We start from the raw sequence: 25646 nt of genomic DNA, 5'->3' as shown, positions 1-25646 counted from the left end.
GAGGGAATAATTCACTTTTTTAACTAAAAGCAAATTATGCCTATTTTTAAAGGAGAATTTAAAAAATGAACACAAAGGTTTCTCGCCAGTATGCAAAAATTTACGAAAATTCAATCGAAAAAATTTCCCTTGCACTTGCAACCCCTCAAGATGTCCTTGACTGATCTCGTGGTGAAGTAACCCGTCCTGAGACAATTAATTATAAAACCTTCAAACCAGAAAGAGGCGGACTTTTTGATGAGTTAATTTTTGGTCCACTTGTTGATTTTAAATGTTCAATTTGTGGACGAAAATACCGTAAAGCAAACGAAAATCAACTCTGTATTGCCACAAAAGAGTGTCAAATTTCAAAATCACAAATAATGTCAAAATTGTCCCGTCGTTATGCGATGGGTCATATTGCGCTTAATACACCGATTTTGCACTTTTGATTTTTCAAAATCGATCACTCGATTGTTGCAAAACTTTTAGGTCTAAAAGTTTATGAAGGTGATAAATTAACTTCCAATATTTCAAAAACAGCCCTAGAACAGCTTATTTATTATAAATCTCACATCGTTCTTGAAACTGGTGGTCTAAAATCACTGCAAAAAAATAAAATAATCGACATTTCTGAAGCGGGACTAATTTACAAAAATGCACTTGTCGAAATTCTTGAAACTTACGAGCCCGAAACTGATGAATATGAAGCAGTTGCTGAGGCTCTTTCAGAATTAACCGATCTTGCCTCAAGTAAAATAGGCCGTGAATACGGGATAGATTATTACGAGCTTAATGAAGTAATTCAAGAATTTTCCGATGCCCGAATTGCAACTGGAACTGAAGCAATTGAGTATTTGCTTGATAAATTAGACTTACATGCTGAAAAAAAACAAGTAGAAGCTGAACTTGCAGTTTTACAAAAACAATCTCACCAAAACAAAAAAGTTGTCATAAAAAACCAAAAACGCGACAAACTCTATAAAAGATTGCAGGTAATTAACGCTTTTATTAATTCAGGCCAAGACCCTAAATCAATGATTATTAAAAATCTTCCGGTAATTCCGGCCGATTTAAGACCACTGGTTCAACTTGATGGTTCTCGTCATTCAACAAGTGATTGTAATGAACTTTATCGTCGAATTATAATTCGAAATAACCGTCTAAAAAGATGAAAAGAATCCGAAGCACCTGTAATTATCATCCAAAATGAGATGAGAATGCTTCAAGAAGCAATTGATGCTCTGATTGACAATCAGAAAAAAACAACCAACCAAGTAACAACAAAAGAAAACCGTCCTTTGAAGTCAATTTCTGACTCACTTACCGGAAAAAAAGGAAGATTTCGTCAAAACTTACTTGGAAAACGTGTTGACTATTCAGGTCGTTCTGTTATTGTTGTTGGTCCAAAACTAAAAATGCACCAAGCTGGGCTACCTCGTAAAATGGCCGCTGTTCTTTTTGAACCTTGAATTATCCGTAATTTAATTCAAGAAAAAAAAGTTGGCTCAATTAAGTCAGCCCGTAAAATGATTGAAGAAGAAAATCCAATTATTTGACCTCATGTTGCAAAAGTTATTAAAACTAGACCGATAATTCTTAACCGTGCCCCAACCTTGCACCGACTTTCAATTCAAGCTTTTGAACCAGTTTTAGTTCGAGCAAAGGCAATCCAACTTCATCCACTTGTTACTGCCGGGTTTAACGCTGACTTTGACGGTGACCAAATGGCCGTACACATTCCAATTTCACCTGAAGCTGTTCGTGAAACTAGAGAATTAATGTTTGCTGATAAAAACATTTTAGGTCCAAAAGATGGTGAGCCAATCGTTAATCCTTCGCAGGACATGGTGCTTGGACTTTATTATTTATCCCAAGAAAAAGCTGGTGCAAAAGGTGAAGGATCATTCTTTTCATCTTATGATGAAATGCTAAAAGCCTATGAATTTCGATCTGTAGAACTTCATGCAAGAGTCGTTTTACCTTTTGAGTCAGTCAAACCTTTGGTTGGAAAAAATTCACGTGGACACATAATTTCAACAGTTGGTAAATTTATTTTAAATAACATTTTCCCTGAGAATTTCCCATTTATTTTTGACCACAATGTTGATGAATTAGAACTAAATTATTCCCGTCAAATCAAAAAATATGTCTTACCGTACGGTACAAATTTCCGCCAGTACATTCAAAATCTACAAATTAATGAACCTTTAAACAAAAAAGCAATTGCAAAAATTGTAAGACAAATTTTTGACACCTATGACGGAGTTCTTGCAAAAGAAGATATTGCCAATGTTATTGACCAGTTGGACTTTGAAAATTATCAAGACTGTATTTTAATTTACGAAAAACTTCGTGATTACAAAGGTGAAAAATTACCAATTTCTCACCTTGCAAAACTCTCTGAATTTACAATTTTTGAGTTTGACCAGTTATTTAAACGCCAACAACAAGCCGGAAGAGCCGAAATTTACCGTGTTTTTGAAGATCACGAAAAAGTTGACCTTTTAGAAAAAATTTGGTTCAAATACAACAACATGGTTTCTTCAATTCTTGACAAAATTAAAGATCTTGGATTTCACTACTCAACAATTTCAGGAACCTCAATTGCAATTAGTGACATTAAAGTTGCACCTAAAAAACACGAATTTATCGCCGAAGGTGAAAAATATATTAGCCAACTTAATAACTTTTTCAACCAAGGTCTAATCACTGATGATGAAAGATATGTTCTGGCGATTGCAAAATGAACTCAAATTAAGAACGAAATTCAAGACGACCTTAATGAGTCAATCGTAAATGAAGCCCACAACTCGCTGGTAATGATGATGAAATCTGGAGCTAGAGGTAATATTTCTAACTTCGTCCAACTTGCCGGAATGCGTGGTTTGATGGCCAACAACGTTAAGGCCTTGAAGGTCGATGCCGAAAACGAACGTGTTGTTCGTTCAATTGTTGAAGTTCCAGTTAAGTCATCGTTTGTTGAAGGTCTAACTTCATTTGAATTTTACTCTTCAACTCACGGAGCTAGAAAAGGTCTAACCGATACAGCGCTTAACACTGCAAAATCAGGATATCTAACTCGAAGACTAGTTGATGTTGCCCAAAACATTGTTGTTGCAGCGGATGACTGTTTTTCAGATTTTGGCTTTGTTGTTAAAGATATAATTGACACTAAAACTAATACAATAATAGTTCCTTTAATTGAAAGAATCGAAGGTCGCTTTTTAAATAAAGATGTCTATGATTCAAAAGGAAATAAAATTGCTAGCGGCGGACAACTTGTTAATCTCCAAATTGCAAAACAAATCGCAAATGCTGGTGTTAAAAAAGTGGAAATTCGTTCAATTTTGTCCTGTCATATCAAAAATAGTGTCTGCAAAAAATGCTACGGAAAAGATTTGGCAACAAACCGTTTAGTTTCAATTGGTGAGGCTGTCGGAATTATTGCCGCCCAGTCAATCGGTGAACCAGGAACTCAGCTAACCATGAGAACTTTCCACACCGGAGGGGTTGCCAACGTTGAAGATATTACAGGTGGATTTACCCGCCTAATTGAACTAATTGACTCTCACGAACACCCTTGAGGACGGCCAGCAAAAATTTCACCTTATTATGGAACAATCACCAAAATTTCTGATCTGTCCGAAAAAAATGCGACAAGCAAAGGACTTTTAATTACAATTGACTATAAAAATGCTCAAGGTGAAAAAGCTGAACATATGGTCCGTGTTGAGCAAAATCAGAAACTTCGAGTTCAAGTTGGCGACAAAGTTATTCCAGGTCAAAAACTAGTTGAAGGACCAATCATTCTAAAAGAATTATTGGCAATTTCTGATGCTAGAACACTGCAAAACTACCTACTAAAAGAAATTCAAAGAATTTACCGTATGCAAGGAATAACAATTTCTGATAAATATATTGAAATTATTATTCGCCAAATGTTGTCAAAAATTCAAATTACTGAAAGCGGAGACTCTAATTTCTTCATTGGATCAATTGTTGACATTAGCGACTATCAAGAAGTCAATGGTCAGCTGATTTCTGAAGGAAAAAATCCTGCTTTTGGAAACATAATTGTCAAAGGAGCTAAACAAATTCCGCTACTTTCAAACTCATTTTTGGCCGCTGCAAGTTATCAAGAAACATCCAAAATTCTTGTTCATTCAGTTATCTCATCACAAGCTGACAAATTAGAAGGACTTAAAGAAAACATAATTGTAGGTCACAAAATTCCTGCTGGTACAAATTCAAATTATGAACCTAAGTCCAAATTTGACATCCGTGATCCGTTCAGTTTTTTCATGAAAACTTCACGCTAAAAGTTTATGAACTTTGAAGATATAGCTAAAAATTACCGTTTTTGCCAGCAAATAATCTCCAAAACTTGCTCTGATTTGGAGATTATTTTTAATTTAATTATTAGTAAAAAAATTCAATTTATTTATTTAGTTGGCCCGTATGGTTCAGGAAAAACTGATTTTACCAAAAAATTTGCACGAAAAATCGGAATAAAAGACAAAATTATTTCCCCGTCATTTAATTTTATGTTTGCCTACGAGAATTTAGTTCATATTGACCTTGACAATTTTCCATCAAAATTGGACGAATTTCAGGACTATTTTGACCAAAATTATGTTGTAATTGAATGGGCAAACAAACTTGAGGAATTTTCGCAAAATTCAATTTTAATTAATTTTGAAATAATTGACCCAGAGTCAAGAAAAATTAAATTTTGCTGAAACTAAAACAAAAAAGCCTATGAATTCATAGGTTTTTTTAGTTTTTTTGACACTAATTTAATTCACTTTTGCTGGGTATCCCGAATTGATGGCAAAAATTCACTTTTTAGTGAATCTAAATATGCAAAAATACCCGTAAATCCGGGTTTTTTGTTGCTAAAATCTTAATTTTTATTATTTTAAAATTAAGCCTTTGCAAAAAAAAAAAAAAATGCTTGGTCAAAAATAAAAATGTGTTATAATAGCTCTCACTTAAGAATAATTAATAAAATTGGATTTTAGAATTAAGGGGGAATTAAGAATGTTTTTGTAATAAAAAAATCAGAAAATGCGAATTTTCCGTCATATTTTTAAATATGATGCGATGCCTTAAATTTAACCGTTTAGAAATCTTCAAATTTAGGGCTTTTAGTTATTGTTCTTTCAAAACTTCATGTGTTTTTTTAGGCTCGCTGCAAATAAAAACGAGTTTTCTATTTGCATTGAGTTTAAATAGTAGTTGTATTTTTTTATGGTTTTTGTTGTTTTATCCATAAATTGATTTTTGCCAGTGTTTTAACTAAAAAAGGTAGTTTAGACATTTTATAATTTTGCTTTTTTAGTTAAGATTTTAGCTTTTTGTTAATAATTTAATTCACTTTTGGCTAAGGTTATTTTGGCTTAAAACTTGTTTTCAACTTTTAGGTTTGTGCTTAATTTCAATTTTTGAATTAACAATTAAAAGATAAAAATTTAATTTTTCAAGGAACATTTTTGTGAAAAAGACAATAAAGAATGCAAAAAGGAAAATAATTGTTAAAACTGGGAAATTTCAGGGTCATTTTCCTAGTTCACCAATGGTTGGTTGTCCATCTTTTCCCATGTAAAATCAGTTTCCGTTTCAGGCTACTTTGAGTCGATTATCACCTTGGTTTTCAATTATTTTTTCAATTATTCAACTTAGAAAAAAAGTAAAAGATGCCATTAAAAAAGTGAATAATACCGATTTTCAGAAACTTTTTATATCCAATTTTGAGTTTTTACCATTAATAAATGTTAAAAAAAATGGTAAAACCAAACTTAAAAGATGACTAAAAATAAACTCTCAAAAAAAGTAATTATCAGGCGCTCAATTTATACCTAAATTCTTAGTTTTTGCCAAGTTTATTAGTTCAGATTCAGTAACATTTTGGTCAAGTTTTATTCCTTGAAATTCAATGTCATCCATAACAATTCCTGCATCAAAGCCAATTTGTGGAAAAGATAGTGCTAAAATTGACCCCAAAAAACCGGGAATTACTATGTATTTTGCCCAATTTGTCCTATTAAAAATCATTAAAGAGGCACAAATTAAAACAATAAGTCGACACAAATGTAGCGGCAGATATTCTCATTTATAGATATAATCATTAATTTCTAGTATAATTGTTCGACTAATATATGAAAAAAATCAAATCAAAACACCAATGAAAACAAACCAATTTTTTACTCTATAAAATAAACTAACCTTAAATTGAATTTGGTTCTTGTGAACGTACCATGTTTCCAAATTTTTACGGAAAAAATACAACACAAGAACGCTTAGAAGACCTAAAATTAGCCCAATATAAACTATAAAAAAATATGAATTTGCATCTAGATCACTTTTTCTTCAATCAAAATAAAACATTTTATTTTTTTAATTTCCATTAAAATAGATTTTAGCTGTTTTTAATTAAAATTTTAGTTTTTTTGGTATAATTATATAATTATAATTAAATTTCTATAAATTTTAATTAACTAAATTTAAAAAGAAAAAGCAAAAAATGAAATGATAATAAAATTGCGAATTGCTATTTTTTCAATAATCTGACTATTTAAAATACGTAAAATACGCTCTGTTTGGAAAAAATATTATAAAAAAAAAGTCGAACTTTCTCCTCAATATAGAAGTGATTTGGTTTTAAGTTACTCAAAGTTTATTTTAAAATTATTTCGCATAAAAATTAAAGTTTTTGGTTATGAAAATTTGCCCAAAAATGCCTCAATCTTAATTTCCAATCAAAATCAGTTTTCCGACCATTTTGCATTATTTTCAGCACTCGAAAACCCATCAAAAGCTGAAGAAGATTTTAATCCAATTGTTAGTTTTTTTCTTGAAAAAAAGCGTTATTCCCGTAAAAATAAATGAATTTTTGGCTCTCTTGATTCACAGTTTTTAGCTGAAAATGAGCAAGAAAATTTAAAAAAGTTTCAAAATTTTTTAAAATCAGTCCGTGAAAAACGTGCTTATGGAGTTATTTTTGCAAAAGAGAACTTTCATGACACAGAGTTAAATTTTCCAATTGAAATTTTTGAAACTATAAAAGAATCAGGTCTTGCAATTGTCCCTGTTTCAATTAAAGTAGTTAAGAAAAATACAGACAAAAATCAGACTAAAAAATTTAAAAATATCGAAATTTTCATTCATAAGCCAATAAAACCGGGTGCTGTTATTTCGCAAACAAGTAAATCCTTGAGTTTAGCCACAAAAAGAACTATTATTGATTTTTACAAAGGTGAAAAATAATGGATTACGATATAAAATTAGCTAATTTTTCAGGACCTTTAGAATTACTTTTAGATTTAGTAAAATCAAAAAACATTAATATTTTAGATATCGACCTTGTTGATTTAGCAACTCAATATGTCAAAATAATTCAAATTTTAAAAGAAAAAAATATCCAAATTGCCGGCGAATATTTAGTTATTGCTTCTACTTTAGTTCATTTAAAGTCAAAAATTTTACTTTTGCCAAGTAAAGAAGAAAAATTAAAACCTGAAGATGAAAAAGATCGACTTGAATTTTTAGCATTATTATACGACTATCAACAAATCAAAAATATTGCAAATATGTTAAAAGAACAACAAGAGCACCGTAACGATTATTTTGAAAAAAATACCTCAGATTATAGTGATTTTCGCAGACCACCGGATCCAAGTCAGCTCGATGGACATTCGTCAGTCCATAATTTATATAAAGTGTTAAAATTAATGTTTGACAGAACAAAAGCCAAAAATCTTATCAAAATTAAAACCCAACAAGTCCAAGTGACAGCTGACGAGCAAAGTTTATGATTGAAAAATCTGTTAAAAAGTGAAAATGAAATTGATTTTGAGTACTTATTTTCACTTCCAACAATGAAACATTTTGTTATCACGATGATTTCAATGCTCGAAATGGCAAAAAAACAACTTCTACATTTAAAACAGGAAAAACAGTTCTCAAAAATATCAATTTTCCGTGGGGGTTATGATGAAAACTAGAATTATTGAGGCAATTTTGTATCTTCAAGGTGAAAAAGGAGTTTCTTCCCAGCAACTTCAGAGTGCACTTAAATTATCAAAAATTAATGAAGCTCGCAAACTTTTAAAAGATTTTTCAGTCGAATTTAACCGTCAAAAAAGAGGTATAATTGTTGTTGAATTTGCTGATATTTTCAAATTTGTTACCGCAAAAGATTTGAAACCTTTTATTATTGACTTTGTCGGAAATGAAAAAAAATACCGTCTAAGCAATGCAGCAATCGAGGTTGCCGCTATAATTGCCTATAAACAACCTGTAACCAGAAGTGTTATTGCTCAAATTCGTGGCGGAATTAATTCTGATTATATCGTAGGTTCGCTGTTAGCAAAAGGGATAATTGAGGAGTTAGGAACTGCTCCAAGCCCTGGAAATCCTACACTTTATGGTGTAACTTCGAGGTTTTTTGACTATTTCAAACTAAGATCGGCCAAGGATTTGCCTAAATTTAAAGAATTTGATTTATTAGACATTATTGAAGATCCTGGCCAAAGCGAAAATTTTGATCTTTTTTCTTCTCAACGAGAAACCGAATAAAATTTTATGAAATATTTAGCAATTAATCGCGATGTTAATTTAGAAGACCAAAAGTTGATTTTTTTTAATTATGATTCTCCACTTGAATTAAGTAATTCTAAAATTATCGGCTTTGTTGGTAATCAACCTAATTCAATAAACGAAAACTATATTTTTAGTTTAGCATCAAATATTTCTGATCTTGTTAAAGAAAAAAACTATCAGAAAATTCTAATTAATAGTAGTTCCAACAATTTTGGAATAGCTTTTGCATCAATTTTTTACAATGCTTTAGCCTCTGATCCTAACAAAGAAATCTTAATTTTTGAAGAAAAATTTGGATATTCCCAAAGTTTAGCGCGTCATTATTTTATAAATAATGACTTTGATTTTTTTATAAATATTGAAGTTAATTTGTCAAATAAAAACTTAAATTTAACAGTTTTAACCTTTTATAAAAAAAACTTGACACTTTTGACAGCTGAAGAAGAGAAAAAAATAAACAAAACCGAGCAAAAACCGTTTTTTTATAGAAGTTCGCAAATTTATTTAACGCCAAAATTTCATATTAATTCAGACCATATTTCGAAATTTTACAGTTATTTTGACTTAGATTTCTACAAATTAGAAAATTTTTACCAGTTTTATGATTCAGAGTCGACTTTTTTAACTAATTTTTTAAAAGATCATTTTGATACTGAAAAAAGTAAATTTTTACCAATAAAAAAGAGTTTCCCGATTGAAAAAATTACAAGACAAGTTAGCGATAATTCAATAATTTGAAAAAAAATCACAACAAGCGCTAAATTTATGACAAATGTAATTTTCTGAGTCAAAAAAAACAAAATTATAGCCGCAGTTCGCAAAAAATTTAACTTTAATATTATAAAAGATAATGATTTTCAGTTGTTAATACTTGATTATCTTGAAAGAAATTGAAAAAATGGCAAATATTTTTTGATAAGTCATCAAGCTAATAACTACATTTCTGAGTTTATTGAGCAGAAATTTGCCGCTAAAATCACAAAATTTTGCGAATATAACGAGAATTCAGAGACTGAATTACTTAAAATTCGAGAAAAAACTGACGATGAAGTTGTTGTTATAACATCAAAAAGCGTTCATTTTGTCCCTAAAGTTTCCGAAAATTCAATAAAATACGGAATTAGCAATAAATTTTCCATTCTTTGGTATGTAAAAATTTTTGAATTTTACACCCAAAATAATTTAAATATATTTGAAATTATCCAAAAGATGAAAAATGAGTTGAATTTTGTTTTCCAACATAAGTACCGAATGAAAGCAACTCCATCAACTTTTGATAAAATTGTAAACTTGCTTGTAAATGAAAGTGATGCTGAATTTCGTCCACAAGGATACAACATTTCAAATTCAGATTCAGGAAAATATTCGATAAAATTAAAAGTTAATTTAAAAAATAACGATTTTTACACACTAATTTACTTTAAACCAAAACAAGAATTAACACTCTACACAAATTTTTTATCAAAAAATCACACCGAAAAAGAAGCCGTTTTTTTGGAAAACCTTCTTATTGATAAAGTTAAACTTGCAAATAAAAATCTAGCATCATCAAAAAACAACAGAACGAAGAATTTTCTTAAATTCGGGATTTTTATAACAACTATTGTTGTAATTTTAATTATTTTATTTTATAATTTCTACAACTCTAGTTTTGCAGACGGCTCGCCTACACAAATTTTTGTTAAATTTTATGAGTTTTTTTTCAAATCTCGGGTAAATAGATTAGTTCTTCTTGGCGCAATTGCTCATTTTTTATTTTGAAATTTAACCTCAACCTTACAATTACGGCGGATTTTTAAATATCAGAAGGTAAAAACGAGATTTAGACACCTTTTTATCGCCACTTTTATCGCCACTTTTATGCAATTTTCTACACCTTTTTCATTTGGTGGCGAAATAAGTTATTATTGATATTTGCAAAAAAAGAAATATCCCTTAAAAAATATCAGCGCAACCTTGACATATAATGCCCTAATTCATCAGGTTTTTAATTTATTTGTCAGTTTGATTTTAATTCCAGTTGGTTTTATTTACTATCGTGACCTTTTTATTTTAGACTCTTGGGAAAAAATCATTTTCTTTGCTTGACTTGTTGTCAATATTTTTTTAAATGTTTTAGTTTTATTAATAATTATAATTATTTCTGTTTGAAAAAAATTGCAATACTTGCTGATTAAATTATTTGTTTCACTTTTAAATCTCAATTTTTTAAAAAAAATTGAGGATAGACAACGATTAGAATACCGTTTTCAATTTCTAATTGACAATTTCAAAAATCATTTTATGGAAGTTTTGTCTAATAAAAAACTGTTGGCAAAAATACTTTTACTTTACAAATTACCAGTTTTTTTCATAAATTTCTCTTTTGTAATTTTAATTATCACTTTAAAAGAACAAGGTTTAGATCTAAGTAACATCAATTTTCACGATTATCTCAAATTTATATCAGGATTTACGCTCTTACAAATTTCAAACAACCTCTCGCCTTCTCCAGGTGGGGTTGGTTCGGCTGATTTAATAACAAAATTAATTTTCAAAAGCTTTTTTGATGAAGCAAACTCTTTAAATTTAGATATTTTTAACTTTACTAATAGAATTTATACTTGATTTTTACCTTATTTATTATCAGCCATTGGAATTTTGACTGTTTGAGTAGGTGAAAAAAGAGTTGATCGCTACAAAGAAATCCAAAACACGATGCAAGAAAACTTAATTTTGAATTACAAACTAAAAAAACAAGACAGTCATATCTTTTTTTATGCTTTATTTTTTTGAGCAATTGTAGCTACCGGGATTCTAATTTTTGTTTTTGCGATTTAAGTTTTAGCTCAATTTGTGCAGCTTTTGCTATCATAGCGCCATTATCAGTACAAAATTCCCTTTTTGGAATAACAATTTTATAATTTTTTTCATATTCTTTAAATAATGCTCTAATTCCAGAATTTGCTGCAACACCGCCAACTAAAGTTAGAGTTTTTATATTTTCATTGTCATTTAAAACAGAATCAAGTTGCCTTTTTAAATATTTTATTATTGTTTCTTGAAAGGAAACAGCGATTTTTTGGACATTATTTAAATCAAGTTTATTTTTTTGCTTCATTTGGTTAGTAAAATTTATGACTTGAGTTTTTAGTCCGCTAAAAGAAAAATCCAAAGGATTTGCAAGCCTTTTTGGCAAACTGAAATTGATGAACTCGCCAATATTTTGTCGATTTTGTTGTCAAATTTGGTCAATTTTAGGTCCACCTGGCAACACTAAGCCTAAATTTCTGCCAATTTTATCATAAATTTCGCCCAGAGCATCATCAACTGTTGAGCCGATAATTTCAAGTTCACTCTCATTTTTAGCCAAAATTCACTGACTATGACCTCCAGAAATTAAGAGTGAAAGTGCTGGAAAAACAATTTCATCATCAATATTTGCCGACCAAAAATGACCTAAAAGGTGGTTAATTGGAATCAAAGGCTTATTAAAATAAAGACTTAATGCGCTTGCAAATAAAAATCCTATTTTCAAAGCGCCCAATAATCCGGGATTATTTGTGTATGCAATAGCATCAATCGAGGAAAAATCAACACGTTTTTGCAATAATTTTTCTAAAATTATTGCTAAATTTCGCGAATGTTCGCGAGCAGCAAGTTCTGGAATTGTTCCACCAAATTTTTGGTGGAATTCAATTTGGCTAATTGTTAAAATTATTTCAACTTTTTCATCACTTAAAAGAGCAACAGATGCATCATCATGGGAGGTTTCAATACCTAAAATTTTCATTTTTCTGCCTTTTATTTTTTTTATTTTATTATATAATATTTTATGGTATAATTAAAAAAATATGGGCCAGTACTCAAGAGGCTGAAGAGGACGCACTGCTAACGCGTTAGGGGAGTGAAATCCCGCGCAGGTTCAAATCCTGTCTGGCCCGCCAAAACCCTTTCGTTTTCGTTTTCTATTTCTTTTAAAGCATGATACATTAAAAAATAGTTTATTTCTTTATTGCCTCCTTATTTTTGTTTTTTATTTATAAATTGCGTGTCTAACATTTATTTATTAAATTATTTTTTTATGTTTTCATCCGTGTTTAGTAAACTCCTTTCTTAATTTTTATTTATTTTTTTTGTAAAATCATTTTTAGAACGTCCTTTCTATTTATATTTATAATTTCTTCTTTTTTGGTTTTTTGTAAAAGTATTTTTAGTAAACTCCTTTCTAAATTTTTTTATACGTTAAATTTTACTTTTTTCTAAAATCATGTTTAATAACCTCCTTTCTAAATTTTTATTTATATGCTAAATTTTATTTTTGTGTAAAACCAAAATTTATTATGTGTGTTTACATGCGTTTTCAATTTTTCCTTTTTGTATTTTTATTTGTAAAATAAATTTTATTTTTGTCAATAATAAAATTCGTTATGTATGTGTTCATGCATGTGTAAAATCTCCTTTCATTATTATTAATTTATAAGTTATATTTTATTTTTGTGAATAACAAAATTCATTTAGTCTCTCGTCGTTCTCAATAAAAAAATCTATAAAAAACTTCTAATCTCTAAAATATCTATAATAAAACTCTATTAAAAAAGGCAAATTTTCATTTGCCTTTTTTAATAGCTTGAAATAAAATAATTATCTATTTTCCTGAGTTTGACAGTTTGATGGCAAAAATTCACTTTTTATTGAATATAAATATTCAAAAATATCGGTAAATCAGTGTTTTTTGACCTAGAATCTCAATTTTCATTATTTTAAAATCAACCTTTTGTATATAAAAAAAAAAAAAAATGCTTGGTCTAAAATAAAATTGTGTTATAATAACTCTCACTTAAGAATAATTAATAAATTTGGATTTTAGAATTAAGGGGGAATTCATTATGTTTTTTGTCTAAAAAATCAGAAAATGCGAATTATCCATTATATTTTTAAAAATGATGGAATGCCTTAAATTTGACCGTTTAGAAATCTACAAATTTATGGCTTTTGATTATGGCTCTTTCAAAACTTCACATATTTTTTTAGGCTCGCTGCAAATAAAAACGAGTTTTCTATTTGCATTGAGTTTAAATAGTAGTTGTATTTTTTATGATTTTTGTTGTTGTACCATAAATTGATTTTGCCAGTGTTTTAAAATAGGCAATTAACTTTTGCCAAAAAAAATAAAAAAGTGCCCAAAACTAAATCAGGACACTTTTTTAATTGATTTAAGTAAAATAATTATCTATTTTTGAACAAAGTATCTAATAACTCTAACGAATTGTGCAACAAATGAAGATTCATTATCGTATCAAGTGTATAGTTTGTATAATCTTTTACCGTCAACTTCAACAAATTTTGTTAAGGTTGCATCAAAAACTGAACCATGCCTGTCCCCGATAATGTCGCTAGAAACAATAGGTTCGTCACAATAAAGAAAGGATTCGCTTTCGTATTTTTTAATTCCTTTGTTAAGTTCTTCAATAGAAGGAGATGATTTTAATTCAACGCTTAAGTCAACAAAAGAACCTGTAATTACCGGCACTCTTATTGCAATTCCGTCTAATTTTCCAGTTAAGGATGGCACAACAAGACCAATTGCTTTTGCAGCACCAGTTGAAGAAGGCACTAAGTTAACAGCGGCAGCACGTGCTCTTCTTAGATCTTTATGTGGTGCATCTTGAATTCTTTGATCGGCAGTATAAGCATGAACTGTTGTCATAAATCCATGGCTTATTCCAAATTCTTTTTCAAGCGCATTTACAAGAGGAGCAAGCGCATTTGTTGTACATGATGCGGAAGATAAAATTTTATCGTTTTCATCAATAGTGTGGCAGTTTACATTGTGAACGATAGTTTTTACATCACTTCCAGCAGGCGCAGAAACTAAAACTTTTTTTGCACCAGCATCAAGGTGTAAAGTAGCCCCTGCTTTTGATGCAAAACGCCCTGTACATTCAAGAACTAAATCAATTTCTAGTTGTCCTCAAGGCAACATTACAGGGTCTTTTTCTGCAAAAACGCGAATTTTTTTGTCATTAATTACAAGATAATTCTTGTCTTCTTCTTTTAAAACGCTAACAGTTCCAGAAAATCTTCCTTGGGCGGAGTCGTATTTAAAAAGGTGAGCTAAAACAGATGCATCAGTCAGATCATTAATTGCAACAACCTCTAAATTTTCATCTTTAAGATCTAGAAGTTGGCGAAGTGCTAATCTACCGATTCTTCCAAAGCCATTAATTGCAATTTTTTTCATTTTATTCCTCATTTCATTAGTCATATTTTTTAAAAAAATTGACTAAAATTTTTTTTATAGTAAATTTTACCACTTTCTTAGCAGTTTACTTTAAAATTTCAAATATTATTTTATTTTTGTATAAAATTCTTAGTATAAAACCCAGAAAGGCTTATATGACTTATTCAGTTGAGAAACTTAAACTTTTAAAAGGGCTTGAAGCTGTAAAAAAACGACCCGGAATGTATATAGGTTCCACAGACATTAACGGACTTCATCAATTAATCTGAGAAATTTTTGACAATGCAGTTGATGAAGTAATTGCTGGTTTTGCAAATGAAATTAAAGTGGTAATAAATGCTGATAATTCAGTTGAAATTAGCGACAATGGTCGCGGAATTCCAACTGAAATTCACAAAAAGACCGGTAAAACTGGTGTTGAATTAGTTTTTACAGAACTTCATTCAGGAGCTAAATTTTCTGATGAAATTTATAAAACCGCCGGCGGACTCCACGGAGTTGGCTCATCAGTCGTGAATGCATTATCGAAAAAAATGGAAGTTTTTGTTTCTCGCAACCATAAATTGTTTTATACATCTTTTATTAACGGTGGGAAAATTGAAAATAGAACCCAAGAATTAGGACCTAGCAAAATTAGTGGCACAAAAATAGTATTTTTGCCTGATTTTTCATTTTTTTCTCACAAGGAATATGATCCTGACATGATAATTTCAAGGTTGCAGGAAACTTGCTTTTTAGTTAAAAATTTAAAAATCGAGTTTGTTGATCTAAAAAACGGTATTGAAAAAACTTTTCAATTTAGCAAAGGAATTGAAAATTTTGTTGAATTTTTAAACAAAGATAGCCAGAAAATTCATGACAAAATTATCGCTTTTAAAGAAAAAAGTCAAGAAATCATAGTAGAATTTGCATTTCAGTATGTTGATTCTCAACAAGAAAATATTATTTCATTTGTTAATAACGTAAAAACAAATTTAGGCGGAAGTCATGAAAATGGCCTAAAAGCTGGAATTGTAAAAGCAATTAATACTTATGGCCAACAAAATAATTTGCTGAAAAATAAGCAAATTTTTGACTTTAATGATGTAAAAGTTGGCCTTTCCTTAATTTTATCGCTGCGAATTCCTGAACCAATTTTGGAATTTGTCGGGCAAACTAAAAATAAATTAGCAACAGTCTTGGCAAAAACAGTCACTGAAGAGGTCGTTTTTAGAAATTTAATGTCCTTTTTTATTCAAAATAAAGAAACTGCTCAAAAAATTATTACTTTTTTACTAAATGTTTATCAGCAAAAAGAAAAGTTAAAATTAAGTCTAACAGAAACAAAAATTTCTAAGTCAGTGGCCAAAGAAAAAAGGATTTTATCAGGAAAATTAACACCTGCTAATTCAAAAAAAGCTATGAATCGCGAGCTTTTTTTAGTTGAAGGTGAATCAGCTGGAGGTTCAGCAAAACTTGCGCGAAATCGAGAATTTCAAGCAATTTTACCACTCAAAGGTAAAATTGTAAATTCACAAAAAACTCGATTGATCGAAGTTTTAAAAAATGAAGAAATTATCGCCATTATTAGTGCTTTAGGTACTGGAATTGGCCAGAATTTTAACCTTAAAAACTTAAATTATGGCAAAATCATCATTATGACCGATGCTGACAACGACGGCGCTCACATTCAAATTTTAATTTTGACTTTCTTGTTTTATCATATGCGCCCTTTAATTGAAAATGGTTTTGTTTATATCGCCCAACCGCCTTTGTACCGAATTAGTGAAAAAAATAAGAAAGACATTTATATTTGAGATGAAAAAGAATTCCATGAATATGTAAAAAAACACCCTAATGCTCAAATTCAGCGTTATAAAGGTCTTGGTGAAATGAATGCATCCCAACTTTGACAGACAACAATGGATCCTGAAAAACGAACTTTAGAAAAAGTTTTTATCGAAGACCTTGAAAAAGTTGAGGAAAATTTCCGCATTTTAATGGGAGAAAGAGCCGATTTGCGTAAAAATTGAATCCAAGAAAATGTTGACTTTTCACTTGAAGATAGTTTTATTGACAATTTAAAGGAGCCAGTCTATGAGTAAAAATTTAGATTTAATCATTAACTCCAAGTTAGATCAAATTTTGGCTGAAAAATTTACGCGCTACTCAAAATATATAATTCAAAACAGAGCAATTCCTGATGTTCGCGATGGACTAAAACCTGTTCAGAGAAGAATTCTTTATTCAATGTGGCAGCTAGGCCTAAAAAATACTAAAAATTACAAAAAATCAGCCAGAGTTGTCGGAGATGTAATTGGTAAATTTCACCCACACGGAGATTTATCGATTTATGATGCACTAGTTCGGCTGTCTCAAGAGTGAAAAATTAACATTCCACTTGTAGAAATGCACGGAAATAAAGGCTCAATTGATGATGACCCCCCTGCTGCAATGAGGTATACCGAAGTTAGACTAGCCCAAATTAGTGAACATTTGCTTGAATTATTGTCAAAAAATGTCGTAAATTTCTATCCTAATTTTGATGACAGCGAAAAAGAGCCCACAGTTTTACCAGCAATTTTTCCTAACTTGTTAATTAACGGGGCAATCGGAATTGCAAGTGGTTTTGCTACCGAAATACCTCCACATAATTTAGTTGAAGTAATCCAAGCCGTAATTTTAATGATCAAAAATCCTTTAATTACAAACGCACAAATTTCGAAAGTTATTTTAGGTCCTGATTTTCCCACAGGCGGAATAGTTTATGGAAAAGCCGGAATTTTAGATGCTTTTGAAACCGGAAAAGGAAAAATTCAAATTTCATCATCATACAAAATTTCTGAAAAAAACAAGCAAAAAGTGATCGAAATTTCTTCTATTCCTTTTGGAATTTCAAAAGCTAACCTGATTCAGCAAATTGATACAATTCGATTTGAAGAAAAAATTAGCGGAATTAAAGAGGTTATTGACCAATCTGATCAAAATGGTGTGCTAATTTTTGTAGAACTTGAAAAAGATGCAAACGCCGAGTTAATTCTTAATTATTTACTGCAAAAAACAGATATGCAAATTTATTATTCCTATAATTCGGTAGCAATTTGTAATAATTCACCAAAATTACTGTCAATTAAAGAAATGATTGCTTATTTCCTTGAGCATTTAAGAAAAGTTAAACTAGGTGAATTTAATTATGAACTTTTTAAAAGCAAAAAAAGGCTTGAAATCATAGAAGGTTTTTTAAAAGTTGCCGATATAACTAATGAAGTAATTGAAATTATTCGTAAATCTGATAATTCAAAAGCGGGTGTAATTGCTGATTTAGTTAAATATTTAAATTTTACCGAAGTTCAAGCTGAGGCAATTGCTTCGATGCGTTTGTATAGATTGTCTAAAATTGAACAGCAGTCATTTTTAAATGAATCAAAAACCTTAGCCCAAAATATTGAAGAATTTCAAAAACTTATTGAAAATAAAGAAGAATTTGATCTTCATTTAATTTCAATGCTTGAAAATTTTGCTCAGATTTATGGTTCTCCACGAAAAACTAAAATAGTTGACAAAGAATTGCAAGTAAAAATCAACCATCAAGATTTAATTAAGGACGAGCAGTTTTATTTTTGAGTTTCTAAGAGTGGCCTTTTTAAAAAAATGAACATAAAAAATCATGCAGTCGAGGAAATTGAAAAAATTCAGTTACCTTCAGAAGATTTTTTTGTTTTTCAAGGTAAAATAAATCAACGTCAAAAAGGACTTTTTTTAACAAATAAAGGTGATGTTGGGATGTTGTTAGCTCATCAACTCGAAGAATTAACGCTAAAAAATAACCCAAATAACTTAAAAATTTCTCTTGGTCTTAAAAATGACCACGAATTAATTAATTCTTTTTTTGTTGATGACCTAGATTCTAATCATTTTTTGCTTTTTATAACTAAATTTGGTTATGCAAAAAGAATGCAACTAAAAGAAATAGTAAAAATTAGACCAAATAATATGATAAATTGCTTTAAACCCAAAGAAGGTGATGAATTAATTAGCATTTTTTTAGAAAATAAATTAAAAAACATCGTTTTAATCACGTCACAAAATCGTGCACTAAAAATAAGTGCTTCAGATGTTCCAATTTATGGGCGTATTTCTTCAGGTGTAAAAATTTTAAAACTTCAAAAAAATGAAAAAATTGTTGCATCTGTTTTAATTGACTCTTCTGAGGAAATCGCGGTTATTGATAATTATTCGCGTTTTGAAAAAATTGCGTCAGAAAAACTTCATTTTGGTAATAGAACAATCGCTCCTAAAAGCTTTGATTCAAAACTTGATTTTTCTATAATTCCAAAAAGTGTCGAAATTTATAGTGAAAATTTGCAAGTTTTCGATTTTGACACCACTTTAAAAGTCGTTCCAGTCCAAAAATTTATCAATTTTGACCCTAATCCTAAAAAAAATTATAAATTATTTTTAACAACTGATAAAAATAACGAAAATTTACCAAATTTTATTGAACAAAATCAAGCAAATTCTAGTAAGATTTTAAAGACTAAACTTCAAGAAATAAGTGAAATTGACATAAATTTAATTCTTGAAAAGATTGAAAAGGAATAAACAATGGATAAAAATTTCTATAAAAATTCGCTCAATATATTTTCCACAGATTTCTCAATGAAAGCTAATTTGCCTCAAAAGGACAAATTTTTTACTGAATTTTGAAAAAATGAAGACATTTATCAAAAACTTTTAAAAAAAAATATTAATAATCCAAGATTTATTCTTCATGACGGACCTCCTTATGCAAATGGTGACATTCATATTGGTCATGCTCTTAATAAAGTTTTAAAAGATATAATAGTTCGATATAAATCAATGTCTGGTTTTTATTCACCTTTTGTGCCAGGTTGAGATACTCACGGTCTTCCAATTGAAAATAAAATTATTAACCAAATTGACACAAAATCGACATTAGAAATTCGCCAAAAAGCAAATGATTTTGCTAATTCACAAATTTTAGTTCAAAAAAAACAGTTTGAAAAATTAAATTTATTAACAGATTTTAGCCAAATTTATCAAACAAATGACCCGCATTATGAAGCAAAGCAACTAAAATTATTTAAAAAAATCGCTGAAAAAGGTCTAATTTATCGTGCTTTAAAGCCAATTTATTGATCTCCTTCAAGTCAAAGTGCCCTAGCCGAAGCCGAAATTGAGTATCTAAATCACCGTTCTCCTTCCATTTTTGTTGCTTTTGAAGTTAAAAATGGCAACAATTTTGTAAAAAGTGGCGATAAAATCATTATTTGAACAACAACCCCTTGAACACTAATCGCAAATGCAGGAGTAGCTGTTGGTCTAAATTTTGACTATGTTAGAGTAAAAGTTGGATCAAATTTTTACATTTTAGCCGAAAAATTATTACAAACATTAGCCTCAAGTTTTGGCTGAAATTCTTATGAAATTATTGACACATTTTTAGGAAAAAATCTTGTAAATATCGAGTATTTTCACCCTATTTTTGACAAAGTTTGCCCTATAGTTTCAGGTCACCATGTTACTTTGGATGCTGGTTCGGGTCTTGTTCATCTTGCGCCACTTTTTGGTGAAGATGACTACTGGATTGGTCGAGAAAATGATCTTGAAATGGTTATGCACGTTGAAGATGATGGAAAATTTAATGAAAAAGCAGGTCAATTTTCTGGTCAATTTTATGATTCAGCAAATAAATCAATAAGCGAATATCTCAAGGAAAAACAATCACTTTTAAAATTAAATTTTATCACCCACTCATTCCCGCATGATTGGCGAACATTAAAACCCGTAATTTATCGCGGCACACCGCAGTGATTTGTTTCTGTTGAGAAAATTAAAAAAGAACTTGAAACAGCAATAAATCAAATTGAATTTCCTGAAAAATGACTCAAAAACCGCTTAACAAAAATGATAATTGACAGAAAAGACTGACTAATTTCGCGCCAGAGAAGTTGAGGAATTCCGTTAATTATTTTTTATGACAAAAATAAAAATCCTGTTTTAGATAAGCCAGAAATTTTTGACCATATAATTTCACAAGTTCAAGAATTTGGCTCTTCAATCTGATATCAAAAAACAGCTGACGAACTTTTGCCTCCTAAATACCAAAATTTAGGTTGAACGAAAGAAAACGATATTTTGGATGTCTGATTTGATTCAGGTGTTAGTTTTTTGGCCGCAAATATTAACAACGAAAAACCTCCTTTTGATATTTATTTAGAAGGATCTGACCAATATCGCGGTTGATTTAATTCATCATTAATAAATTCGGTGATATATTTTGGTTTTTCACCTTATAAAAAATTACTGTCTCATGGTTTTGTTGTTGATTCAAAAGGTAACAAAATGTCAAAATCAAGAGGAAATGGAGTTGATCCGCTTGTAATTTTGAATAAGTACGGTTGTGATATTTTTCGACTTTGAGTTGCAAATAGTGAATATTATAATGACATTGTTTATTCAGAGTCAATTTTTGAGCAAAATGTTGAAATTTATCGTAAAATTCGCAACACAGTTCGATTTTTAATCACAAATTTAGCAGATTTTGAACCAAAACAATATGAATTACAAGAAGTTGACCTGTTTATATATAATAAAATTCAAAAGCTAAAAAACGAAATAATTCAGTATTATGATGAATATCGCTTTGTTCGTGTTGTAAAAATAATTAATAATTTTATAATTGAATTTTCTAATTTTTATCTGTCAATTGTTAAGGATATTTTGTATGCTGATTCAAAAAATTCAGTAAAAAGACGCTCAATTCAATACGTTTTTTATGAACTTTTATTAGTTTTAAATATTGCAATTGCGCCAATTATGCCAACAACAGCCGAAGAAATTTACCAATTTGTTCAAAAAAGTGAAAAACAAACATCAATACACTTGGAAAATTTCTTTAAAAAGTCTAATTTTGATCCAAAATTAGACGAAAAATGAACTGAATTTTTCGATGTTAAAGATTCAGTTTATCAACTAATTGAGCAAAAAATTCAATCAAAAGAAATAAATCGTTCAAATGAAATTGCGGTTGTTTTAGATTCTAATTCCTCAAATTTTCTAAAATCACTTGATCTTGTGAAATTATTAATGGTTGCAAAAGTCGAATTTAAGGATGAAATAAGCATTTATAATCTTAATTGACCTAAATGTCCAAGATGTTGAAACCATTTTGAAAAAATTCAGGATGTTTGTGGTCGTTGTTTTGAGGTTTTGAATGAAAACAAAAATTAACCCTATTATTAAATATATTAATTCAAAATATACTAAAATCGGCAAAAAACGCTTATTAATAAACATTTTGATTGCTTTTTTGGTTATTTTAGTTGCTTTATTAATCGATCAACTAACAAAAAATTTAATTTTTACCCCAGAAGAGTATAGGGAATCAACCGATAAAGGCTTTGTCAAAATTATTTCATGAGGTTTTATTGGTTTTCGTCCACTTTTGCATCAAGGTGTAACTTCGGGAATTAATAAATTTATTGGTTTTACAGGCATTCATATTTTTGCCTTTTTATTAAGTTTGATACTTTTGATTTTGATTCCTTTTTCAAAAAAATATTCGCTTACAGTTTTTATGGCCATATTATTAGGTGGGAATTGAGGTAACGAAATTGACCGAATTTTGGATGATAATCAAGTAAAAGATTTACTTTTTTTGCCATTTGTAAGGTCAAGTGGGACATTTAATTTTGCAGATATTTTTATTTTTGTTGGACCTATTGGAATTTTTATTGTCTCTCTTTATGATCATGCTCAACCTTGAATTTCAAAAAAACTTAAAAATAAAATCTTTAAGAAAAGAAATAAAAATTAAAAAAACGCTGTAATTTACAGCATTTTTTTGCAAATAAGACTAATAATTTGTTAAAACACCTGAGTTTGACAGTTAGGTGGTAAAAATTCACTTTTTAGTGAATATAAATATGCAAAAATACCCGTAAATCCGGGTTTTTTGATGCTAAAACCTTAATTTTTATAGTTTTGAAATCAACCTTTTTCAAAAAAAAAAAAAAAATGCTTGGTCTAAGAAAAAAATTATGTTATAATATTAATCACATGAGAATAATTAATAAATTTTTATATTGAATTAAGGGGGAATTAATTATGTTTTTTGTCTAAAAAATCAGAAAATGCGAATTTTCCGTCATATTTTTAAATATGATGGAATGCCATAAATTTAACCGTTTAGAAATCTATAAATTTAGGGCTTTTGGTTATTGTTCTTTCAAAACTTCATATGTTTTTTTAGGCTCGCTGCAAATAAAAACGAGTTTTCTATTTGCATTGAGTTTAAATAGTAGTTGTATTTTTTTTATATTTTTGTTATTTTATCCATAAATGATTTTTGTGAGTGTTTTAGCTAAAGATGTAGTTTAAATATTTAGTAATTTTACTTTTTTAAAATTAACTCATCAAACTTGGAAACTCGTGAAATCAAAAAACGCTGTAATTTATAGCATTTTTTACAAATAAGACTAATAGTTTGTTAAAACAGCACTAATTTTTCCGTCTCAAATATTGGCGCTTTCAATTTTAACATCGATAAATTCGCCTAATTTAAATCTATGTTTTTTATTATATAAACAAAAATTATCCTCTGCTAATACATAAGGATCATTTTCGCTATCAGGAAGAGTTTTATTTACTATTAAGGCATCAAACATTCCATCAATTTCAACGAAAAATCCGGATTTAATAATAGAAGTTATTTGTGCTCTAAAGGATTTTCCAATCAAATTTTGGACATACTCAGCTTTTTTTATATTTACAATTTTTCTCTCTAAATTAAATGCTTTTTGTTCTAACTCGGTTGTGGTATAGGAATTTTTTTCCAAAATTTCCTTATAAGTTTCAATGTCATCATTTTTTTGGAACAAAAAGTTGCGAATAATTCTATGCAATAATAAATCAGGATAACGACGGATAGGGCTGGTAAAATGACTATAAAAACTAGCTGCAAGACCAAAATGTCCTTCGTTTTCAGTGCTATAAATTGCTTTTTGCATCGTTCTTAAAATTGAATATTTAAGAAAATTGTCGTTATTTTCTAGTTTTATTTGATTAATTTTATGTGCAAACTCTTTAGAAGTAGGATTTAATTTTAAGCTGTGTTGTATGCCTAAAGATTTAATAACTTGATTAAAAATTGTTATTTTTTCAGGATCAGGGGTTGCATGAATCCGGTATAAAATCGGAATTTTTTTCTTAGTTAAAAATTCTGAAACATTTTCATTTGCCCTAATCATAAAATTTTCAATTAATTCTTCAGAAGTTCCTCTTCTTTTTAGTTTTAGGGATTGTGTATATCCTTCTTGGTCTAAAATAATTTTAACTTCATCAAGCGCAAGGTCAATATACCCTTGCTTTTTCTTGAAATTTGACAAAATAGTGTTTAAATTTAAACACTTTTTTAACATATTTTCTAGATCTGTATCGCCAAATGAAAATGAACCAGCAAAAAAATTATTTACTTTTTCATAAGTTAGACGCCATTTTGAATTAATTACAGAAGGGTAAATTTTAATGTATAAATTTTCACCTTTTTTGTTTATAAGAGATTCCATTGTGATAGTAAATCTGTCGACATTAGGCATCAAAGAGCAAATTCCGTTTGATAATTCTTCAGGTAGCATTGGAATTACCATGTGAGGCAAATAAATTGAAGTTCCCCTTTTTTGTGCTTCAATATCAATTGCTGAATCCTGTTTTACATAATGTGCTACGTCTGCAATATGAACTTTTAAGAGAAAATTTCCCTCTTTTGTTTGTTCAATAGAAATGGCGTCATCAAAATCTTTTGTATCATCGCCATCAATTGTTACCACAAGTTCATTTCGTAAATCTACTCTGTTTTTCTCGATATTTTTTATTTCTTGTTCAATTTTTGATGATTCAGCCAGAACTTCTGCGCTAAATGTGTCAGTGATTTCTGATTCAATTATAGGAATTTTTACATGTAAAAAAGGCTCTGATTTGTGTCCAATTTTTTGAATAACATCTAGTTTAAGGACATTTTTTTGATAATCAATAATTTTTACTTTATAAAAATTATTGATTTCTAGATCTTGAGTTGAATTTCAGCGAAAGAAAAAATTCCCCTTAAAATTAATAGGCTCAAAATCTCAAAATTTATCGTCTTTAACAACTTTTCCAATTAAAAACTTAGTGTTTCGCTGAATAATTTTAGTAACAACACCGAAAAATTGATCACTTTTGAATCTGTCAACATAAATATTGATTTTGACTTCATCGCCCTCAAGAGCATTTGCAGTAAATCTTCCGGGTATAAAAATATTATTTTTTTGGGCTGGATTTTGCTTATCTTCAACAAAACCAAACGATGATTGGGTAGCGCGGAAAATACCAACCCGAGTTTCTATAAATTTAGGTCAATAATATTTGCCTTCCAGAGTTTTGAAAACCTGGAAATTTTCAATTAAAGTGCTTATTTGGTGTGTCAAATGTTGATTTAAGTCAAAAGGCACGTTAAATTTTCTAACAATTTCAATAAAAGTCTTTTCGTTTTTAAGAAAATTTTTGAGTTTTTCTTGAGATATAATTTCCATGAATCTTACAACAACCTAATTACTAACGATAGAGCTAAAAAAATAAAGCCTAATATAAACATTGCTCATTTTGTGAACTTTTTGATACCACGTTCTTTTGATACTTGGAATAAATCCAAATCACTCGATCCGATTAGCGCTCCTGAGAATGAGTTTGAATGTGGTGACATAATTAGCGAAACTAAAACAATCAGGAAACCAAAAATCGCAATAAAAATAACTAAAACTGTTTTTAACATGACTAATAACCAAAAATAAATTAAATTATA

Annotated in this window: 15 protein-coding genes and 1 tRNA gene; 11 read left to right on the top strand and 5 right to left on the bottom strand. The window is 29.2% G+C overall.

Translation table 4 applies throughout. The features are described 5' to 3' along the window. Nucleotides 1–65: 65 nt before the first annotated feature. Complete coding sequence (locus tag QJQ40_RS03380) at nt 66–4301, top strand: DNA-directed RNA polymerase subunit beta' (RefSeq protein ID WP_282861218.1); 4236 nt, start codon at nt 66–68, stop codon at nt 4299–4301. A 6-nt stretch (nt 4302–4307) separates the two neighbouring features. Continuing rightward, nucleotides 4308–4727 carry a tRNA (adenosine(37)-N6)-threonylcarbamoyltransferase complex ATPase subunit type 1 TsaE gene (gene tsaE, locus QJQ40_RS03375; RefSeq protein ID WP_282861217.1) on the top strand — a complete coding sequence of 140 codons (420 nt, stop codon included), beginning with the start codon at nt 4308–4310 and terminating at the stop codon, nt 4725–4727. A 604-nt stretch (nt 4728–5331) separates the two neighbouring features. Here tsaE and QJQ40_RS03370 read toward each other — a convergent pair. Beyond that, nucleotides 5332–6369 (bottom strand): YwaF family protein, encoded by a 1038-nt coding sequence (locus QJQ40_RS03370; protein WP_282861216.1) that lies wholly within the window; start codon nt 6367–6369, stop codon nt 5332–5334. A 141-nt stretch (nt 6370–6510) separates the two neighbouring features. On the opposite strand from QJQ40_RS03370, the gene QJQ40_RS03365 reads away from it, so the two are divergent. Genes QJQ40_RS03365 through QJQ40_RS03350 form a run of 4 tightly spaced genes read left to right on the top strand, consistent with a single transcriptional unit; the run spans nt 6511 to nt 11403 of the window. Beyond that, nucleotides 6511–7248, top strand: coding sequence for a 1-acyl-sn-glycerol-3-phosphate acyltransferase (locus QJQ40_RS03365; protein WP_282861214.1), 738 nt, complete (start codon nt 6511–6513; stop codon nt 7246–7248). Continuing rightward, nucleotides 7248–7985: a segregation/condensation protein A gene (locus QJQ40_RS03360; RefSeq protein ID WP_282861213.1), complete on the top strand. Its 738-nt coding sequence runs from the start codon at nt 7248–7250 to the stop codon at nt 7983–7985. Before QJQ40_RS03365 ends, QJQ40_RS03360 begins: the two co-directional genes overlap by 1 nt. Further along, nucleotides 7975–8559: an SMC-Scp complex subunit ScpB gene (scpB, locus tag QJQ40_RS03355; RefSeq protein WP_010320964.1), complete on the top strand. Its 585-nt coding sequence runs from the start codon at nt 7975–7977 to the stop codon at nt 8557–8559. Before QJQ40_RS03360 ends, scpB begins: the two co-directional genes overlap by 11 nt. A 6-nt stretch (nt 8560–8565) precedes the next feature. Next, entirely contained in the window at nt 8566–11403 is a 2838-nt protein-coding gene (locus tag QJQ40_RS03350) for a lysylphosphatidylglycerol synthase transmembrane domain-containing protein (RefSeq protein WP_282861210.1), read from the top strand. Here the strand turns inward: QJQ40_RS03350 and tsaD are convergent. After that, complete coding sequence (gene tsaD, locus QJQ40_RS03345) at nt 11369–12355, bottom strand: tRNA (adenosine(37)-N6)-threonylcarbamoyltransferase complex transferase subunit TsaD (RefSeq protein WP_282861209.1); 987 nt, start codon at nt 12353–12355, stop codon at nt 11369–11371. The genes QJQ40_RS03350 and tsaD overlap by 35 nt on opposite strands. A gap of 63 nt (nt 12356–12418) precedes the next feature. Here tsaD and QJQ40_RS03340 point away from each other — a divergent pair. Then, nucleotides 12419–12509 (top strand) — tRNA-Ser (locus tag QJQ40_RS03340). 1286 nt (nt 12510–13795) lie between these two features. Here QJQ40_RS03340 and gap read toward each other — a convergent pair. Beyond that, nucleotides 13796–14806: a type I glyceraldehyde-3-phosphate dehydrogenase gene (gene gap / locus QJQ40_RS03335; RefSeq protein WP_044285706.1), complete on the bottom strand. Its 1011-nt coding sequence runs from the start codon at nt 14804–14806 to the stop codon at nt 13796–13798. Between the two features lie 155 nt (nt 14807–14961). On the opposite strand from gap, the gene QJQ40_RS03330 reads away from it, so the two are divergent. The 4 genes from QJQ40_RS03330 to QJQ40_RS03315 are packed head-to-tail and all read left to right on the top strand — an operon-like array spanning nt 14962 to nt 22625. Next, nucleotides 14962–16890, top strand: a complete 1929-nt coding sequence (locus QJQ40_RS03330) for a DNA gyrase/topoisomerase IV subunit B (protein WP_282861208.1) — start codon at nt 14962–14964, stop codon at nt 16888–16890. Next, nucleotides 16883–19387: a DNA topoisomerase (ATP-hydrolyzing) gene (locus QJQ40_RS03325; protein ID WP_282861207.1), complete on the top strand. Its 2505-nt coding sequence runs from the start codon at nt 16883–16885 to the stop codon at nt 19385–19387. The genes QJQ40_RS03330 and QJQ40_RS03325 overlap by 8 nt, the downstream gene beginning before the upstream one ends. A 3-nt stretch (nt 19388–19390) precedes the next feature. After that, nucleotides 19391–22039, top strand: a complete 2649-nt coding sequence (gene ileS / locus QJQ40_RS03320) for an isoleucine--tRNA ligase (RefSeq protein WP_282861206.1) — start codon at nt 19391–19393, stop codon at nt 22037–22039. Then, nucleotides 22023–22625, top strand: a complete 603-nt coding sequence (locus tag QJQ40_RS03315) for a signal peptidase II (RefSeq protein WP_282861204.1) — start codon at nt 22023–22025, stop codon at nt 22623–22625. The genes ileS and QJQ40_RS03315 overlap by 17 nt, the downstream gene beginning before the upstream one ends. Before the next feature lie 661 nt (nt 22626–23286). Here QJQ40_RS03315 and rnr read toward each other — a convergent pair. Beyond that, complete coding sequence (gene rnr / locus QJQ40_RS03310; protein ID WP_282861202.1) at nt 23287–25377, bottom strand: ribonuclease R; 2091 nt, start codon at nt 25375–25377, stop codon at nt 23287–23289. Nucleotides 25378–25382: 5 nt separating this feature from the next. Continuing rightward, nucleotides 25383–25616, bottom strand: coding sequence for a preprotein translocase subunit SecG (gene secG, locus QJQ40_RS03305; RefSeq protein ID WP_075949690.1), 234 nt, complete (start codon nt 25614–25616; stop codon nt 25383–25385). Nucleotides 25617–25646: the final 30 nt, after the last annotated feature.

This window comes from Mesomycoplasma ovipneumoniae (genome assembly GCF_030012565.1).
In the GTDB taxonomy this organism is placed as follows: Bacteria; Bacillota_I; Bacilli_A; order Mycoplasmatales; family Metamycoplasmataceae; genus Mesomycoplasma; species Mesomycoplasma ovipneumoniae_D.
This window is presented reverse-complemented; position numbering and strand designations above follow the sequence as displayed.